14 protein-coding genes and 1 pseudogene are annotated in these 17,166 nt (G+C 53.0%); 13 read left to right on the top strand and 2 right to left on the bottom strand.

Going from position 1 to position 17,166, the window contains the following annotated elements:
- Positions 1–339 precede the first annotated feature (339 nt).
- The 13 genes and pseudogenes from ABIB18_RS14090 to iraP all read left to right on the top strand — a co-directional run bounded on the left by ABIB18_RS14090 (position 340) and on the right by iraP (position 13,890).
- Entirely contained in the window at positions 340–1,029 is a 690-nt protein-coding gene (locus tag ABIB18_RS14090) for a hypothetical protein (RefSeq protein ID WP_354474524.1), read from the top strand.
- 720 nt (positions 1,030–1,749) lie between these two features.
- On the top strand, positions 1,750–4,029 hold the full coding sequence (locus tag ABIB18_RS14085) for a hypothetical protein (protein ID WP_354474522.1): 2,280 nt from the start codon (positions 1,750–1,752) through the stop codon (positions 4,027–4,029).
- A 254-nt stretch (positions 4,030–4,283) separates the two neighbouring features.
- Entirely contained in the window at positions 4,284–4,547 is a 264-nt protein-coding gene (locus ABIB18_RS14080) for a hypothetical protein (protein ID WP_409520458.1), read from the top strand.
- 359 nt (positions 4,548–4,906) lie between these two features.
- On the top strand, positions 4,907–5,833 hold the full coding sequence (locus tag ABIB18_RS14075) for a LysM peptidoglycan-binding domain-containing protein (RefSeq protein WP_354474520.1): 927 nt from the start codon (positions 4,907–4,909) through the stop codon (positions 5,831–5,833).
- Positions 5,834–5,835: 2 nt separating this feature from the next.
- Positions 5,836–6,951, top strand: a complete 1,116-nt coding sequence (locus ABIB18_RS14070; protein ID WP_354474518.1) for a phage late control D family protein — start codon at positions 5,836–5,838, stop codon at positions 6,949–6,951.
- Positions 6,948–7,562 carry a baseplate assembly protein gene (locus tag ABIB18_RS14065; RefSeq protein WP_354474516.1) on the top strand — a complete coding sequence of 205 codons (615 nt, stop codon included), beginning with the start codon at positions 6,948–6,950 and terminating at the stop codon, positions 7,560–7,562. Before ABIB18_RS14070 ends, ABIB18_RS14065 begins: the two co-directional genes overlap by 4 nt.
- On the top strand, positions 7,555–7,920 hold the full coding sequence (locus tag ABIB18_RS14060) for a phage tail protein (RefSeq protein WP_354474514.1): 366 nt from the start codon (positions 7,555–7,557) through the stop codon (positions 7,918–7,920). The genes ABIB18_RS14065 and ABIB18_RS14060 overlap by 8 nt, the downstream gene beginning before the upstream one ends.
- 4 nt (positions 7,921–7,924) lie before the next feature.
- Entirely contained in the window at positions 7,925–9,073 is a 1,149-nt protein-coding gene (locus ABIB18_RS14055) for a baseplate J/gp47 family protein (RefSeq protein ID WP_354474512.1), read from the top strand.
- Complete coding sequence (locus ABIB18_RS14050; RefSeq protein ID WP_354474510.1) at positions 9,074–9,736, top strand: UCP028438 family phage-derived protein; 663 nt, start codon at positions 9,074–9,076, stop codon at positions 9,734–9,736.
- A 64-nt stretch (positions 9,737–9,800) separates the two neighbouring features.
- Complete coding sequence (locus tag ABIB18_RS14045; RefSeq protein ID WP_354474508.1) at positions 9,801–11,306, top strand: gp53-like domain-containing protein; 1,506 nt, start codon at positions 9,801–9,803, stop codon at positions 11,304–11,306.
- The gene (locus ABIB18_RS14040) at positions 11,279–11,749 is read left to right on the top strand and encodes a tail fiber assembly protein (RefSeq protein ID WP_354474506.1); all 471 of its coding nucleotides are present in this window, start codon (positions 11,279–11,281) and stop codon (positions 11,747–11,749) included. The genes ABIB18_RS14045 and ABIB18_RS14040 overlap by 28 nt, the downstream gene beginning before the upstream one ends.
- 568 nt (positions 11,750–12,317) lie before the next feature.
- Positions 12,318–12,953: pseudogene (locus tag ABIB18_RS14035) on the top strand (alpha/beta fold hydrolase); the annotation flags it as partial.
- A 571-nt stretch (positions 12,954–13,524) separates the two neighbouring features.
- On the top strand, positions 13,525–13,890 hold the full coding sequence (iraP, locus tag ABIB18_RS14030; protein WP_031377586.1) for an anti-adapter protein IraP: 366 nt from the start codon (positions 13,525–13,527) through the stop codon (positions 13,888–13,890).
- Positions 13,891–14,406: 516 nt separating this feature from the next.
- Here the strand turns inward: iraP and ABIB18_RS14025 are convergent.
- Complete coding sequence (locus tag ABIB18_RS14025; protein ID WP_354474504.1) at positions 14,407–14,937, bottom strand: GDYXXLXY domain-containing protein; 531 nt, start codon at positions 14,935–14,937, stop codon at positions 14,407–14,409.
- Positions 14,930–17,137 (bottom strand): DUF4401 domain-containing protein, encoded by a 2,208-nt coding sequence (locus ABIB18_RS14020; RefSeq protein WP_354474502.1) that lies wholly within the window; start codon positions 17,135–17,137, stop codon positions 14,930–14,932. The genes ABIB18_RS14025 and ABIB18_RS14020 overlap by 8 nt, the downstream gene beginning before the upstream one ends.
- Positions 17,138–17,166: the final 29 nt, after the last annotated feature.

The following is a 17,166-nucleotide window of genomic DNA, read 5'->3' as shown; positions in this document are numbered from 1 at the left end:
GGAGCATTCGGCCATTTCTTGTAAGCGAAGACGAAAAGCATGAGGAAATGAAGGCCTGGACAGGAAAGCAGGATAGCCATCTTCCAGCCAAACCCTGCTTTCTGGGCCATCCGTAAGCAGGGTATGAACATCAGAAACCAGATGATTAACGACAGGGCTGCGAGGGGATTAGGCTGTTCCATTTGAAATTCTCCATATGATAAATGCCTTTGAGTATCGGCACGCATCAGTGAAAATTTAATAAAAATGAATTTCGCTAATGATTTCTGTTTAGTGTTCTTCCCATATTCATGGCTATTGATTAGGATAACTCTTATAAAAACTGCTATGGAGAAGGGAATGAGGAAGGTTTTGGGGGTTGTAGTTGCGTTTGCACTCACTGGGTGCGCCACCCAGCCAAAAGATCTGGTCGGAATCAAGGCGATCTCAGCAAACTCTACTCTACCTAAGTCTTATATGATGATTCCTCTCAATCAGGAGGATTTTAACCAAAATAGCCTGTTATATAAGCAGGTGGCTCAGGTTCTTAGACAGTCCCTTTCATCCCGCGGATTTACTTTTGAAACTGACCCAGACAAGGCAAGTCAGGTCATATTTTTAGACCTATACCGAACTGGCGCCAAAAGCTCAACGCGGAATGTGACCGTACCTACCTGGGGACAGACTGGTGTGAGTTCATCAACGACTTACGGAACAATAAACTCTTATGGCAAGGGTTATGGGACCTTGAGCTCTTCAACAACTTATACGCCAACATATGGTGTAACGGGGAGTTATACCTCACAGGTTACGGATACTTTCTACACGATAATTATCTCACTTAAAGCATACGACTTCGCCAAGTTTAAACAAAAAGATAAAGATGAGCTGTGGGAGACTCAAATAGCATTGACTTCTTCTACGCCTGATGGGCTCGGTGCCTATAAGGCTATTGCTGCATATGTCGCACCATATATAGACACGACCTTAGAGCGTGATGCTCAGCTTTACCTGTCGCCGAAAGAATACATGCCGTTAACAGAAAAATAGTCTATTGGTTACAATCATCTTACGACAACAGCATCCTAATATTTCCAAAGATTGGGATGCATACACCATTATTAATGGTGGGTTAGTAAATTTGTTTTAGCGCTCAGGCAGAGTTCAAAGCCACATGGCTTTTTAGGGCCGGACCTGGTGGAATGTTCCAGTATAAACGATCAGCAGGAGCAGCCAGCCACTAAGATAAAAGGCCAGACAATAGAGAAAGCTCGAGAATAGATACCAACTCAACTCGTTAAACATATTACAGAGCACGCTAACCGGCGAGGGCCGTTTTTTTTCTAATGCCCCGTCCTGACTGATGGTCACCGCTATGGTTTCTGCAAAAACTCATTCTCATTAAGCAGACGCTTATGGGTGTCGATGGCATCCCATCTCAGGTCGTGAGTATCACCATCCCATTTCGGGCAAATAGTCATCTCTGCACAAAATAGCTTCAGCCTGATATGGATCGCAGCCACTTCGTCTTGGTTGCATCGTTTAGCGATAAAGTTGAGTTGAGCGCCAGTAGTTCGCTTATAAACCGAGTGTGCATTCCGGGATTTTTCAAATAACCGGACGAGCTGATCTGTTGCCTAAGGCTCCTTTGACAGGGACTGAAGCCAGTTATCGCTAATTCAACGTTAAATTTCAGTGTCGCTCTAGCTCGCTTCGCTCCTCAAGCAGAACCGATCAGGCGGTTTTTTATGCCCGTAAAACGAGGTCTTTATGGATGTTCAGGCTTACCGCGTAGCCGTACGCCTTGCGCTGGATGACCAGATCACGCGCAATCTGCTGCAGGTGAGTCAAGATGTGATCGAACTCAATAAGAAGTTCGTCACCATCACAAAGAACATCAAAGTTTTGAGCAGCGCCGCCCGCGAGGCAACATCTGCGCTGCGGGCACTTAATCGCTCCCTGAATAATCAGTTTTCTGGCACATTCCGCGGTGCCCGTGAGTATGCCAGTGCGATCCGGGAGATTGCAGACCAGACACAACGCATGAACCGTGCCTCCCGTAACGTCCCGCTGTTTGCGGGGAGTTTCGGTACGGCAATGACGCTGCCTGTTCTCGCCGCTGGCGCTGCAGCTGCAGGCGGCAGCGGCGGATATGGTAACCATGGCGGGGGACCTGCGCTGGCTTCGCCTTCAGAACAGGGTGGCTGGTGGCATGGCTGGCGTAACGGTGTGCCACCGGGCGGCTGGGGCGGCGGCGCAGGGCATGGCGGAGGAAATGGTTATCCCCCTGGCGGAGGCTCATATTCAGACGGCATGACCAACCTGGCCACCGGCTATATGGGGTTCAGAATGCTGAAGGGCTTCGTTGATGAGGCGGCCCGTTACCAGACCATGACCGAGAAGTTCAGACAGTTCGGCATGAGTCAGGCTGCAATGGAGGAAGCACAGCATTTCGTGGAAACCACACGTGTCAGAGGCTCATCTGCTACTGACATGCTGAAATATCTGGTGGAGGCGCAGGGGGTATTCAGCGAATCCGGTGCAAAAACGCTTGATGAGCAGCTGCGCGCGGCAAAACTGGCAGCACCGGTGCTGGCGCGTATCACCTTCGCCTCACGCGGACTGGATGAGCATCAGCGCGAAGCCACCACCGCTAAGCAGATGGATATGCTGCGCTTCACAGAAACTGCGGGTGGCCTGAAAAGCCCTGAGCGCTTTAATGAACTGATGGACGCTGCTTTTCGCGCCATTCAGTCTTCAGGTGGCAATGTCGATTTCACCCAGTACCGCCAGTTTATGGCCAAAGCGGGGACCTCCGCGTTCAGCCTCAGCAATAAAGCATTATTCGCCGAGCTTGAGCCCATCATCGGTGAACTGAAGGGCAGTTCAGCAGGTGATGCGCTGATTACCGCTTATAACCGGTTGAACGGTATTATCAGGCTGCCTAATCAGGTGACTCATGACCTGATGAAAATGGGTATCTGGGATGCCAGCAAAATTGAACTCAACAGCCTGGGCGGCGTAAGGCGTTTCCGGGGCAATCCGCTTATCAACCCGCAGCTCTTCAGCAAGTCACCGGTTGAATACTATGAAAAAGTCATCCTGCCAATATACCGCAGGAATCATTACACGGATGAGCAAAAGCAGCGTGAGAACGCCCTGATATTCGGGCGGGCCGGCGGCAAAATGTTCAGCCTGATCGACAGGCAGCTTGAGACGATTCATCATCGTATTGAAGCCTATGGCATCGCGCGGGGACTGAATGATGCCTATGGTGCAGTCGGGAGCACCTATAACGGCAAAGCGATTGACTTCCACAAGAAATGGCAGAACCTGCAGCTGATAATGGGCAGGGATGGCGGCCTGCTGGACACCTTCACGCATGGGCTGGACAGCCTGACGCACTCACTTAAGCGAATGACAGACATTGCCCACAAACACCCTGAGATGGCGAAGTTTGCAGGGCAGGCAGCGCTGGCCGTTACAGGCCTGGCGGGCATCAGCGGTGGGTTCTGGGTCATTAAACATGCGGCTGGCGCATTGCTGTCACCGCTTAAGCTGGCGGGCTGGGGCATCGATCTGCTTATCGGGAAAAGCGCCACCACAGGGCTGACCGGACTCACTGCCGCGCTTACCGGGCTGCCTGGCATCATCTCTGCCGTAACGCTGGCGGCCCTGTATCCGGGAAGCACGGTATCACAGAGCCGGGAAATGGCGGAACGTGACCGGCTGGCTCGTCAGAATGCGCTTGATCACGGGATTGCCTATAAGCCCTGGACGCCTTCTCAGCCGGACTTCGACAGGCAGCAGTTTCGGGAGCAGGCGTATCGTAAAACCGGCCGGTACCCACCGGTACCGCCAGTGACCGCAAGTCACGACTCACAGCCCGTCAACCTTCTTTTGACGTACGAAGGGCGCCAGGTGCTGGTGGCTACCGTAATGAGCGGCATCAGTAAACAGGCCGCCAGGGCACCTTCCACCACCAGCGCTTTCGATCCATCAATGCTGATGGTGTATCCGGGTCAGCCCGGCACACTCTCAACACCCTAGCGGCAGGTTCAGTGAACCTTCGGCCACTAAATGCAGTAGCCGTCATGAAACAGAATCAAGCCTTAAGAAGCCATGTCAGGGGCATGTCTACGGGCTTTATCGACATATGGTTTTTGTCAGGTAATTCGTCCCACCAGAACAGGTAATATATTGCCTCTTTTTCACTCGATTGCAGCCTGTTGTGCTGAGCTAATTTATTCCTCTCACTTCTGGAGGGGATCATGAATAAAAGCAAAATTATCTTTTCTATTCTTATGGCCACCAGTGTCTTTTGGGCTGGTATGTCGGAGGCGAAAACGTCGAAGCAAACCGATGATCAAATCCGTCAGCTTATTATCGAAGATTCAATCGCATCATATCCCGGTGTGTGTGCATGCCCTTTTAACTCTGCGCGCAATGGCAGCAGCTGCGGGAGGCGAAGTGCGTGGAGTAAGCAGGGTGGATATGCACCGGTCTGTTATAAAAAGGAAGTCTCAAAGGAAATGGTTGATGACTGGCGTAACAGTCATGCCTCGTGAATTAACCAGCTCCAGCAGGTTTTAACCCATAAGCCTGGACGGTCAGCAGACAACGGTGCGTAAAGGTTAAGCCCACCGTAAACTTTTTGCTGACCTGTTCACTGTTAATCAGTGCGTCAGATACCGGTTAAGGTGGGTCTCCGCTCAGGGCTGGTGATAAGAACTGAATACGGCTCTTACGTCATCAACAACAGTGATTCTGGCATATCCGTTTTTTTCAAACTTCATGATCTTCCGCTTTTCCCGGCTGTTCCCATACCCCGAAGTCAGTCACTCCTGATACAGGCAAACGCAGCATGTCACTACTGAATTCACTGACGCAGTATGCTCAGGGTATCGATCCGACGATTACACGCCTGATGTTAGGTGAGTTCGAATTCATGCAATTTGAAGTCCCTGAACGCATTGCCATTCGCGGCAGGCAGAAAACCGTACAGCATCAGCTAATTGGCGGCCGGCACATTATTGATGTGCTGGGTACCGAGTACGAGCCCCTGACCTGGTCAGGCATTATCATCGGGTCACTGGCCGGTGAACGAGTGCGTGCGCTGGAGCTGATGCGGGATAAAGGGCACCCCGTAGTGCTGACGCTGGATGATTATCGTTTTACAGTCGTGATTACAGCTTTCAGCCCGGTCTATGAATTTGTCTGGCGCCGCCCTTATTCCATCGAGGTGGCAGTTGTCAGCAATGAGGGCTTCCCGGATAAAGTGGATGCACTGACCGGAGCCCTGCGAGGACTGATCGACAGTGACCTCGGACGTTCACTGGGGCTGGCCAATATCATCAACATTGATGCCGTCACGCAGGCAGTTAACGTCCTGCATCTGGCCGTGAAGCGGGTTACCGATTTTGCCCATGCCACGGTTGGGCAGATACAGGCGGTTATCAGGCCGCTAGTCGCCGCACGCAACATTGTTGAGCATGAGCTGGCATTACTTGAAGCCGCAGCCGCAGACATCACATCACTGGGAGGTTTGGTGCCCGGTAATCCCATTTCAAAAACCGTCAGCAATCTTCTCCTGCAGTTAGATCACACCACGCGCATTCCCGCGCTTTACCGCCTGCAGGAAATACTGGGGCGACTGAACAAAAACGTGAACTCTGGCCAGACGGCTGATGGTGTCAGAGCGGTGACGCTGTCGGGTGGTAACCTGTATCAGGTGGCTTCAGAGCAGTATGGCGATGCGTCTCTCTGGGCCAGCATTGCCGAGGCAAATGACCTCACCGATCCGCATCTGAGCGGTATCCGCACACTTAAAATTCCCACCAGCCCGGCGAGTTAACGATGGACGTCAACAACTCCCTCACTGGATCCAGCGCCCGCCATATCAGCGGGCGTTGTTTTTTAAATGGAATGGACGTGCCCTTTGTGTCGTTCAGTATAGAGAACAATGCCTTTCGTGGCGCCGGGACTTTTGATCTTATGCTGGCCATCTCAGCACTGCCCCCGGCCATGAGTATGCTGAACTGGTGGGCGTTGCAGACCACCATCAGGGTCGAGCTTTTCATATCGATCATTACCCGGGCAGGCACTGATGAGAAAAAGCACATCACTGGCAATATCGATAGCTGGCATTACGATCCGGCACGGTTTGAGATATCGGCAGAAGGGCGCGATTTCACCGCCAGGCTGATTGATGCAAAGACTCCGGGTGAAAGCTTCAGGAACCTCACCAGCTCACAGATAGCGACCATGCTGGCACAGCGTCATGGTCTGACGCCGGTGGTCACGGCAACGACGCAGCGGGTTGGTGAGTATTACCAGATTGATACGGCGCATCTGACCGGCGAGCAGACTGAATGGGACCTCATTACCACACTGGCGGGTATTGAAAACTTCTCAGTTTATGTGAACGGCGACAGTCTGCACTTCGAACCCAAACGGGACCCGGCGAGTCCCGACGACTATGTCATCCGGTGGCAGCCGCCAGGCATGCAGGCGTATTCACAGTGCAATATCTCCGATGACCTGTCTTTTTCACGCTCGCTGACCATTGCAAAAGGGGTGTCGGTTGAGGTGCTGAGCTGGAATGCTAAGCGAAAGAATAAACAGTTCATGGCCTCTTACCCAGGCCCGGGCAAAAGCACAGTCCCCGGAAAAACCTCCTCTGAAACTCAGGTCTATCGCGTCATACGCAACGGATTAACGCCAGAGGCAGCCCATGCGCTGGCGCAGTCCATCTACCGGCAGGTGGTACAGCACGAGATGAAATTCAGCGGCTCAACGGCAGGCGACAACCTGCTCATGCCAGACATGCAGGTAAGAATACAGGGTACAAAGAGCCCGTTCGACCAGATTTACCGCTGCGATCGGGTGCGGCGCACATTGAGCCTGGAAACAGGCTACACGATGCATATGTCGGGTAAGAACCACGGCACGGCACTGGAAATCGGGCGATGAGAGCGCTGCTGAATATCATGGCGGCAACGGCACGCCAGAGTAGTGCGGGTGAAAGCGGCACGCGACAGGGCATCATCACCGCCTATGATCCGGACAGTTATGCAGTAAAAGTTCAGCTGCAGCCAACGGGAGAAGAAACAGGCTGGATACCGCTCAGCTCACCCTGGGTAGGTAATCGCTGGGGAATGGCCGCAGGCCCGATGATAGGTGCAGTGGCAGAAGTCGAATTTGATTCGGGGCTCACTGGTGTGGGTATGGCAGCGGGGCAGTTTTATAACGATGAAGACCGTTGTCCTGGGCCGCCTTCGGGGGAATTCTGGCTGGTGCATCAGAACGGCTCGCTCCTGAAGTTCCTTAACAACGGGGAGGTCATGCTGAGTGCAAAAGAGAGGCTCATCTATGACGCACCGGCACATCATTTCACCGGCGGCGACGTCCTGATGGATGGCAATCTTGTCGTGAAGAAACAGATCAGTGACCTCAATGGTAAGTCGGGTACGGTTAATAACATCCGGGTCATCTATAACGGGCACAGACATCTGGAAACTGGCAGGGGAAGTCTGTCCATGACGCCGGACAGAACAATAGGTCAAAAATTATCTCATGTATGACATCTGGCATTTCACCGGTGGTGATCTGAATATTTCACCGGCTGGCGATCTACGACCGGTCAGCAGCACGGAGCGCGGGAAACAGCGCATCCTTCGACGGCTTATGACCAACCCGGGTGAATATCTTTTCCATCCGGAATACGGCGCGGGGCTTGGCGCCAAGGTAGGTGACGTCGTTCATGTGAATGAATGGAAGGCACTGATTCGTGGACAACTTCTGCTTGAGGAGGCTGTTGCTCAGCAACCGCCACCGGAAGTTACGCTCAGTCTTATCAGTCAGGGTGTCAGTGTCATCATCCGTTATACCGATGCCATCGACGGTACCCCGGAAACCCTTATATTTGACGTGTCGGGCTAACTGTATGACTTCTTTGAATCTGAAATCCTTTGCAGAGCTGGTGAGTGATCAGATTGCAGCCCTTCAGGGACGGGTCCGGGGGCTGGTGGATTTGTCTGTCGGCAGTATTCTTCGTTCACTCGCAGAGTCAAATGCCGGTGTAGTGATGTGGATACAGCAGCTTATTGTCAGGCTGCTGGTAACAACCCGTGCGTCTACCTGTACCGGCGAAGACCTTGATAGCTGGATGGCGGACTTCAGCTTTATCCGGCTGTCAGCAGTACAGGCAACCGGAACAGTGACATTCAGCCGCTTTACCGCAACGCAGCCGGCACTGATCCCTGTGGGGTCCAGAGTCAGTACAGCAGACGGTACGCAGACCTATACCGTTATCGAGGGCATGTCGCGTTCTGACATGGCTAAAACTGAATCGGGTTACGACCCCGGGCAGGTCGCTTATTTTATGCGTGCCGGTGTGCGCTCTGTTGAGGCAATGGTCAGAGCGGAAAATGCCGGCGCGGCCGGTAATGCACAGATCGGCATGGTGTCCGTCATCATGGGGTCGGTACCTGATGTTGATACCGTTACCAATACGGCTCCTTTTTCTGACGGCAAAGATGCCGAATCAGACGATGATTTCCGGACGCGCTTTGTGGCGTGGATTTCTTCGCTTTCCCGGGCAACGAAATCAGCTATCGGGTATGCATTATCCACGCTGCAAAGTGGTATTACCTACACCCTGACAGAAAATGAAATACCTGATGGCCAGCATAAGCCAGGATATTTCTACGCCATTATTGATGATGGCAGCGGCAAACCAGACGATGATCTGCTTAATCGCGCCCGGCGCGCCATCGACGACGTGAGGGCCTTTACCGTTGCCTTCGGTGTGTTTGGCCCCAGGGTTATTGAAGCAAGGGTCTTTATGGTCATTACAACTGAAGCTGCAGATAAACATGCTGTGGTCGCTGCAATGGTTCGTGCTGCGATTGAAAATTACATTACAGGCCTCAGACTGGGGCAGCTGCTCTCCTGTTCACGTCTTTCGAGTATTGCATATGATACCAGCCCACTTATCACTAATGTCACATCGGTAACCCTCAACGGCGGAACGTCTGATCTTCCGGCTACGGACAAAGAGGTTATCCGTGTCGGCAGCATCGTGGTGAGTTAAATGGCGAAAAGTGATCAGGACGAAATTAAAGACAGGCTCCGGGAACTGCTGCCACCCGCATGGTTCAGTTCGGACAGCCCGATTCTGGATGGTATTTTAACGGCAGGTGCACAGGCTCTGGCCTGGTGCCATTCACTACTTACCCTAGCGGGATTACAAACGAGGATTGGCACGGCTACCGAGGGATGGCTTGATCTGATAGCACATGATTTCTTCGGAAAAGAAGTGCAGCGGGCTATGGGTGAGCCCGACGAGGTGTTCAGAGATCAAATCAGGAATAGCCTGTTCAGTGAAAAGGGAACGCGGCAGTCCATCACTGACACGCTTAAGAATATGACCGGACACACGCCGGTCATTTTTGAGCCACAACGGCCTATGGATACAGGTGTGTACGGTGGCCCGATGACGGGTTACGGCGCAGCAGGCGGATATGGTTCCTGTGTTCTGCCGTGTCAGGCATTTATCATTGTGCACCGGCCGGCGGGAGCGGGGATCCCCTGCGTCGCCGGGTATGCTTCTGGCACTTCAGGTTACAGCATCGCCTCCCGCGGCGAGTATGCGTCTCAGAAAATGATCTACGGCTTTGTTAAAGACCCGCAGATTTACAGCGCTATAGCAGCAATCAAACCCGAAGGGACCCTTGTCTGGGTGCGCATTATATAAAACTACGTCTTACCGTATTCAGTTCAGGGCTGCCTTAAGGGCGGCCTTTTTTACAGGAGATAGTATGGATCGCCAGATTGTGTATCCGGGCGCTATTCCGCTTGAGACTGACCTGCTCAACACAAATAAATACGCGATGACTGGCCTGTCAAAACTCGCGGCAGTCCTGATGGGAACTGCTACTTATCTGCGTGGGCTGGTATGTACGCCCTCTGTTCCTGCTTCGATGACCATCCGTGTCGGACCCGGAGAGATTTACAGTCAGCAGAATATCGATAATACCGCGTATTCTTCACTTGCAGCCGATACGTCAGACACCATCCTGAAGCAGGGGGTTGTGACTACGACCACGGAATTCCCGCTGAAAGCGCCGGAGATGGCAGGATACAGCATTAACTATCTGATTCAGGCTGCTTATGCCGATCAGGATTCTGGTGCGACTTTACTGCCGTACTATAACGCGGCGGAGCCATCCGTTGCGTTCAGCGGCCCCGGCAACTCAGGTACAGCACAGAATACGGTACGCGCAGGTGTCTGTGAGCTGGTACTTAAAGCGGGTATTGCTGCAAAGACCGGCTCACAGTCAACGCCATCCGTCGATGCAGGCTACATTCCGGCGTGGGTTATCACCGTTGCACATGGCACATCAGCTGTCACTGGGGCGAATATCGCTGCAGCAGATAACGCCCCTTTTTTACCGGAAGGGGGGCTGGTTACAGCCATTCAGCAGGGCTCAATGACCTGCGCCACGGACAGTGGAGAATCTAATACTTATGTTGCGCGTATAGTTCCGCCGCCGCCTGCATTCAGCGATGGAATGCGGCTCGCTTTTAAGGCCAGAAAAGCAAATACAGGACCTGGTACGCTCTCCATAAATGGAAGCGCTGCATATCCCATTTTCTCATCTGTAAATACCGAACTGCTTGGGGGTGAAATTGTCAGCAGCGGAACCGTTGAAGTCCGTTGGGACAGCGCCTTAACCGCCTGGATTATGTGCGGAAGCGCAGGCGGGGCCTTGCCGGTGGCTGAGGCCACCGGGCCCGGTCATGCGATTAATCTGCGTCAGGCGGATGAACGGTATCAGGCTAAAGGCTGCGGGCACTTTCTGCCTCTCACAGGTGGTAAGCTCGACGGGGATCTTCACATTAATGGGAGCCTTGATGTACTCGGGGAAATCCGTCTGGGGGAGGTGAAGCTTTCTGACAACGGGGATATTACTGGTAAACGCTGGGGACAAAACCAGAATGACAGCGGATTGTTATCAGAATGGATCCAGCGTGAAATGAAAAATGCATTGGACTGCGGTGAGGCGGGCGATTACTGGTGGTACAAGAATAAGCTTAGCGGCCTGATTTTTCAGGGTGGGAAATTATCGAGAGAAGATAACAGGACTTCTGTATTGTTTCCGTTGACGTTCCCTTTCGCATGCTGGGGGGTTCAGGTGACGTTAACTAAAACCGGCCATAAAAGCACCTACAACCCAAGTATCCATTCTTATTCAAAACGTGAGTTTACCATCTTCCTTGGTGAACAGGAGAAAGCATGTTTCTGGTGGAGCATAGGGAAGTGATTATGATTTATGGATTTAGTGCAAAGACAAACTCATTCTATCTGATGGACAGTGAGGCCGATTACAGAAAAAATGGAAGCTGGCCGGATGATGTAAAGCCTGTATCAGATGAAATCTGGGCAAAATATTGCGTGCAGCCACCCTCAGGTAAAGCACGCAGCGCGGATGAGCAAGGCTTGCCTTGCTGGGCAGATGCGCCCGAGCCTGATAAGCACTCGCTTTACGAAATGGCACTGCAAAAAAAGAGTTATTTACTTTCAGAAGCCGATCGTGAAATCCGGATGCTGAATGTTGTATCCGATGTGGGTGAGTTGACCAGAGAAGAAAAAAACAATTTAATGAAGTGGAAAACCTACCTGGCAGCTTTATACCGTATTGATCCTCATGATGCGCCAAATATAAGCTGGCCGGTTGAGGTCACTGAAAATTTGACGGAAGATTAAATGCGTAAAAAAATATCCGCCTCACCAATGAAAGGGCAGATTAATATGAGGTGATGCAACATGAATGCTTAAAAAGCATTCTTTTATTATTTGTCTGGCGAATCAGTAAAACAAGACGACTGATTGTTAATTGATCAGTCAGGATTTTTATTCGACGCTGATGCTATATGGCTTATCTTAGCAATCTCAATTCGCAGAGCAAGCATAAGCGGTAAAAAAAATGATTTTTTTATTGTTGAATTCCGGGGTATATAAAAAGATAAGAAATTCATAAAGATAGTTGTCATCATGAGTTCCTTTTTATTAATCAACCCAGGCGGCCGCTGAGCAAAAAATAAACGTGACGATTAGTGTGCAACACCTCTGTGAGGTAAAGGTTGCGCTTGTTTTACAGCAGGTGTGTCGGGACAGTTCTGCTCAAAAACTCTTCATTTTTCTTCTGCAAAACCATTGGTATGACTTTGAAAAACAAAGATTTAATTTTTGAAAATCCAGCAGGAAAAACCCTTATAGATCAGATTTAAAATATAGTGAAAACAAAAAGATAATATAATTTTTCATTACTAATGACAGCATAGCGCAGCGGGTAATGGCGCTGTTACAGCAGCTCGGCATCACGCGCTTTCATCTGGCGGGACACGATATCGGTGCCTGGGTCGCCTGGTCGCTGGCGGCGCAGTTTCCGCAGCAGGTCAGCCGGCTGGCGCTGCTGGATGGCGGCATTCCGGGCATTACGCTGCCTGACTCGCTGCCCGTGGCCGGCGGTAACGCCTGGAAAACCTGGCATTTCGCCTTCCACTGCGTCAGCGATCTGCCGGAAGCGCTGATTGCCGGCCGGGAGGCGATCTACCTGGACTGGTTCTTTAACCGTAAAGCGGCCAGTCCGCACCGGATAGATGCGGCGGCGCGCGCTGAATATCTGCGCCTGTATCAGCAGCCCGGCGCGCTGCGGGCCGGGCTGGCTTATTACCGGGCGGTTGAGCAGTCGGCCGGCCAGAATCGCCAGCGCGCGCAGGCCGGAAAGCTGGCGCTGCCGCTGCTGGCGGTCAGTGCCGATCAGGGCTCGATACCGGATATGGCGACCCCGCTGCGCGCCGTGGCTGAGCAGGTCAGCGGTGCGGTTATCGGGGAATGCGGGCACTTTATTCCCGATGAGCAGCCGGAAAAACTGGCGGAAATATTAACGGGTTTCTTAACTCATTGATCCGATAAGCGGCTAACCGTGGCAGTGTGCCTGCCGTATCGCCCCAGGCCGCCAGCGGCAGGCTGGCGGCGCTAAGCGGGACTGCTGATATCCTGATGCTGATTAAACAGGCTCAGGGTCGGTCCGGTTTTGAGCTGTTTTCTTCAGCCAGAAAATCTTTCTCATCAGCCCGGCAGAGGACGAAAATTCTGTTCTCCTTCAATAAATCGCTGCTGACGTAAATGTGCTTGTCAATTAACGCTAACCTGCCATGCTGGGTCCTCTTTTACCGGGGATGATCCTAATGTGTATTCATGAGGTTCGCTAAATTTCGCTGCCCGTTTTGCGGTGACAGGAAGTTTACCTATTCTCTCCTGTCTGACATGAAGAAAGGTGCTCACGGAGCAGTCTGTTTTGGATGCGGCAGGCCGGTAACCGTGGCAAATTTTCAGAGGCTTACGCTGGTCAAAAAATAGCGTAATCCGACAGAGGTTTTGTTAATTATTTTCAGCCAGTGAACCAGTGGAAATGGTTAATCAGCGTTTCCTCAACCTGATTAACTGCCAAATATAGGTTTTATAGAGTATTTCCCATGAAAAACGTTGTGTTAAGTATGCTTGCCAAAATCTCTAAAATTGATGCGGCTACCAAACAGTTAACTGCCCGCGTCGAGGCTCAATCGCTTCTGATCAGCGCGCTGGTGCTTGCAGTGAGTAAGCAGGGCGGTGTGACTGAAATGATGGAAAGCGCCGGAAAGGCCATCAATACGATTATTGAGTCCGTGGATACCGATGAGGTGCTGAAATCGGATGCGGCCATTCTGCTGCACGAACTGCAGGACTTACTCATGATGGCCCGGACTGTTGATGGTGCCGCGGCTGAAATCGATCAGGATGGGCTTTCTGACATCACCGGCGTTTCTGCCGCAGAGGATGTGCAGCGTAAAAACGAGCAGTAGCCGAGTACCTGCCGGGCTAACCGCCGCTTATTACTCCCGCAATCTCTGTACCAACGACTATCAACGTTTCCCGGGGAGATGCCCCGGGAAACGAACCCGCGTAGTGTGCACGCCATTAAGCATTACGACGGTTACGTACTTTACCGTGCCACATCCGGTAGCAGGCAACCTGGGTAAGCAGACAGAACCTGCTGCGCGGTAGCGTATCAACAGGTTGCTGCACCAACCATAATCTGCCTGTGCTACTCCGCTTCCGTCCCGACCGCTTTACTCACCCGATTGACCGTTGCCCGCTTATAACACCTCTCCGGCCGGTTTAACTCAGCAGATCGCATTGGCAACTGATGCCGGAACGTTCAGCATCTTAGTAAATATCAGCGCTAAGGCGATGATCGATAACCGGTTCCACAGACCAGCAAGAGCCTCGTGGCGATCCGTGACGGGCATCCTGGCAGGAAGGATCTTAAAGCCGCCTGTCAGAGTATTGTTTGGCAGGCCAGTAAGCGTCTGGCATAGTTAAGGCTGAATCGCTTTACCCTGCTCATCAAGCAGATCGGTCAGGAGTGCCGTGCCATCGCTCCCGACGCGGAATGCCCCGTAACGTGCCTGCGCGAAACGCTCGCCATGGCCTTCCTGAAAGAACCAGGCGTTGGTGCCGACGGTCAGCGAGCCAGAATGTTGATGGTATTTCACCCGTAGCTGATTCGCCTGCAGAGGCTCACCGTGATCAAACCGGGCCTGAGTCGCATGACGCTGCGCATCGAGGTCAACAATCAGCGTCCCGCTGGTGGGCAGGCAGGGCGCTGACAGGGTCGCGCCGCAGGTCTCAGCCTGCTGATACAACGTCAGTTCCAGAGGTCGGGTCAGGGTATAATTCAGCGCCATGTAATCACCCTGCATCAGGGATCGCGGGTCAACCGGCGCAAGGGGTAAAATCATGACCGCGCCCTGTTTCAGCACCTGCTCTTTTTGCCAGATGCTGACATTGACGGCCACCAGCGCCAGCGCTATCACTGCGCCTGCCAGCCATCGGCTCTGTTTACGCATTCTCACTGGCACCTCCGATTGGTGCGGGTAACACTTTTTTGACTCCCCATACCAGCCCCAGTAAAACCAGACCACCGACCATCAGCAGCAGGGATTTCTGCAGCAGAGTAACCGCCAGGAAGTAATACCAGCCAATGACATACAGCACCATGAAACCGCCACTGACCACCAGTAATCCCTGACTTCCCTGATAACGCGCCATCAGAATAAACCACAGGCCCAGTCCAATACCCGGTGCATAGAGGGCGACAGCCCCGCAGATCAGGGCGGCGGGCAGTGTGATAATCGAAAACAGCGACTGGCCATTCCTTTTCTGACTGAGTGCACTCAGCACTAAGCCTGCCGCGATCCCTGTGCCTGTCGCAGACTGAAGCGTAGTCAACTGCGCAGTTGACCAGATGAAATCCGTGAGATACGCCGCGTTTATCCCGAGGAAACTCAGCAACATCAGACCAGCCGGGATGCCATACAGCAGGGGATGTACCGCGTCAGCATACGGCCCTGCCTGTAACCTCAGCTGATGACTGACGATCCACAGCCACCAACACGTTATCGCCGCCACCACTCCGCAAACAGCAAGGCGGCCAGCCGTCGGCGACAGGGACAGCCGGGCCAGAGAATGGCCCGCCAGCACCAGAAAAAAGGTCAGGGCAGTGATGGCCATAAATCGATAAGTGCGGTCGGGCATAGCCACCGCCATCGCGGCCAGGATCGGCACTGCACACAGTGAACTGAGCATAAGGAAGCTGACGTCATTGCTGTGGATTTGCAGCAGAACGCCGGATATCAGCCCGCAGGTCGCCGCAATTGCCCATGCCAGCCCGAGGTGATGTTTACCGTCACGCTGACTGCGCAGCAGGCCGCGCGCAATGACGGCGAGCAGCAGTGAAGGAAGAATAAGGGTGGCGGCATTCGGTTGGTCGAGTAAGTCAGCGGTATAGAGCAGCAGTATCAGCAGTAACAGAATGATGATCGCTGCGATCCAGCCACCGACGCTTAGCGCCAGCCTCAGATACCAGGGCAGGTCGGAGGCGAGATCGCGTTGCTGAATTTCTTCAATCTGCGAGGCGCTTAGCAAACCCTGCTGACGCAACGTGTCTGTCAGTAAGGTCAGCCTGACCGGAACCCGATCGATCGGCTCCTTTTCAACCATTTTGCGTTGCCACTTCAGCAGGATCGAACCATTTACCGCCAGCCAGACTGCCATCAGGGCACCGGTCAAAAACAGATCGCCCGTATCGTAGGCGTAAAGAAATAACCGCATGATTAGCGCACAACCAACAACGGTCAGACTGGCGATGCCCAGCGTCAGCATGCAGAGATCCTGATAGCGGTAACGGTACAGGTAATAACCTGCCAGCAGGGTGATCGCCCAGCCGACCGTGATATCAGTAAAGTGGTTGTCACCGTCCCAGTCAGAGATGTTCCCGGCCACGATGGTGGTCAGCAGCAGCAGTAAAAATCCAGCCATCACCCGTGAGAACCAGCGACTTGCCAGCCAGCTCTCCGGATGATGTGTTATCGCCCGCCAGGCCAGCGCTTCCCTGATAATCAGGCAGGTGGCCAGCAGCGCCAGATATCCGTGAAGCACCGCCGACGGGAGTCGGGTGAAGCTGTCAGACACGGCGAGATCCAGCAGTGAGGTCGGCATCGTGGTGTAATAGAGCTGGAACGCCAGGTTAGCGACCAGCCAGCTGCAAAACCACAGGCTGTTTTGCCGGGCAATCAGCGCCAGTGGCAGAAGAACGCATAACCAGGCCCGGAATAGCTCCCAGCTGTCAGCCCCGGTCTGATAAATCTGCCCATAAAGCGCAAACAGGGCGCCGAAACTTAACCCTGCTGCCAGCAATGCGCTGCGTGCCAGCGTGCTGTACCAGCGCCACCAGACCACCACCGCCAGCGCGACGATCAGCAGTTCGGCCAGGGCAAATTTCGCCATCTTCGGCAGCCACGCCCAGTTCCAGGCAATAAAGAACACCGATCCGGCAACCAGTGACAGTAATCCCAGACAGCAAAGAACCGGGATAAGAAACTGACGCCATTGAGTATCTGACGGTCTGATACCACAAAAAGCATAGATACGCTGGCAGGTCTCCGGGGTCAGGCTTCCTCTTTTCACCAGGCGTGCAGTCTGACGGCAAAGATACTCTGCCGTGCGTGACGGCATACCGGTTATGCCCTCGGGTGCAATCTCCCTCATACTTTCCCTGCCTCTGTTTGCGGAGTTAC

The organism is Pantoea sp. UYEF8 (genome assembly GCF_040546285.1).
Lineage (GTDB): Bacteria > Pseudomonadota > Gammaproteobacteria > Enterobacterales > Enterobacteriaceae > Pantoea > Pantoea brenneri.
Note: the sequence above shows the minus strand (reverse complement) of the source record. Positions and strands in the feature narration are given on the sequence as shown.

Excerpts from the sequence above, each read along its gene's own strand:
- ABIB18_RS14090 (WP_354474524.1), top strand. The coding sequence starts at position 340 with ATGAGGAAGGTTTTGGGGGTTGTAGTTGCGTTTGCACTCACTGGGTGC.
- ABIB18_RS14085 (WP_354474522.1), top strand. The coding sequence starts at position 1,750 with ATGGATGTTCAGGCTTACCGCGTAGCCGTACGCCTTGCGCTGGATGAC.
- ABIB18_RS14080 (WP_409520458.1), top strand. The coding sequence starts at position 4,284 with ATGGCCACCAGTGTCTTTTGGGCTGGTATGTCGGAGGCGAAAACGTCG.
- ABIB18_RS14075 (WP_354474520.1), top strand. The coding sequence starts at position 4,907 with ATGTTAGGTGAGTTCGAATTCATGCAATTTGAAGTCCCTGAACGCATT.
- ABIB18_RS14070 (WP_354474518.1), top strand. The coding sequence starts at position 5,836 with ATGGACGTCAACAACTCCCTCACTGGATCCAGCGCCCGCCATATCAGC.
- ABIB18_RS14065 (WP_354474516.1), top strand. The coding sequence starts at position 6,948 with ATGAGAGCGCTGCTGAATATCATGGCGGCAACGGCACGCCAGAGTAGT.
- ABIB18_RS14060 (WP_354474514.1), top strand. The coding sequence starts at position 7,555 with ATGTATGACATCTGGCATTTCACCGGTGGTGATCTGAATATTTCACCG.
- ABIB18_RS14055 (WP_354474512.1), top strand. The coding sequence starts at position 7,925 with ATGACTTCTTTGAATCTGAAATCCTTTGCAGAGCTGGTGAGTGATCAG.
- ABIB18_RS14050 (WP_354474510.1), top strand. The coding sequence starts at position 9,074 with ATGGCGAAAAGTGATCAGGACGAAATTAAAGACAGGCTCCGGGAACTG.
- ABIB18_RS14045 (WP_354474508.1), top strand. The coding sequence starts at position 9,801 with ATGGATCGCCAGATTGTGTATCCGGGCGCTATTCCGCTTGAGACTGAC.
- ABIB18_RS14040 (WP_354474506.1), top strand. The coding sequence starts at position 11,279 with ATGTTTCTGGTGGAGCATAGGGAAGTGATTATGATTTATGGATTTAGT.
- iraP (WP_031377586.1), top strand. The coding sequence starts at position 13,525 with ATGAAAAACGTTGTGTTAAGTATGCTTGCCAAAATCTCTAAAATTGAT.
- ABIB18_RS14025 (WP_354474504.1), bottom strand. The coding sequence starts at position 14,937 with ATGCGTAAACAGAGCCGATGGCTGGCAGGCGCAGTGATAGCGCTGGCG.
- ABIB18_RS14020 (WP_354474502.1), bottom strand. The coding sequence starts at position 17,137 with ATGAGGGAGATTGCACCCGAGGGCATAACCGGTATGCCGTCACGCACG.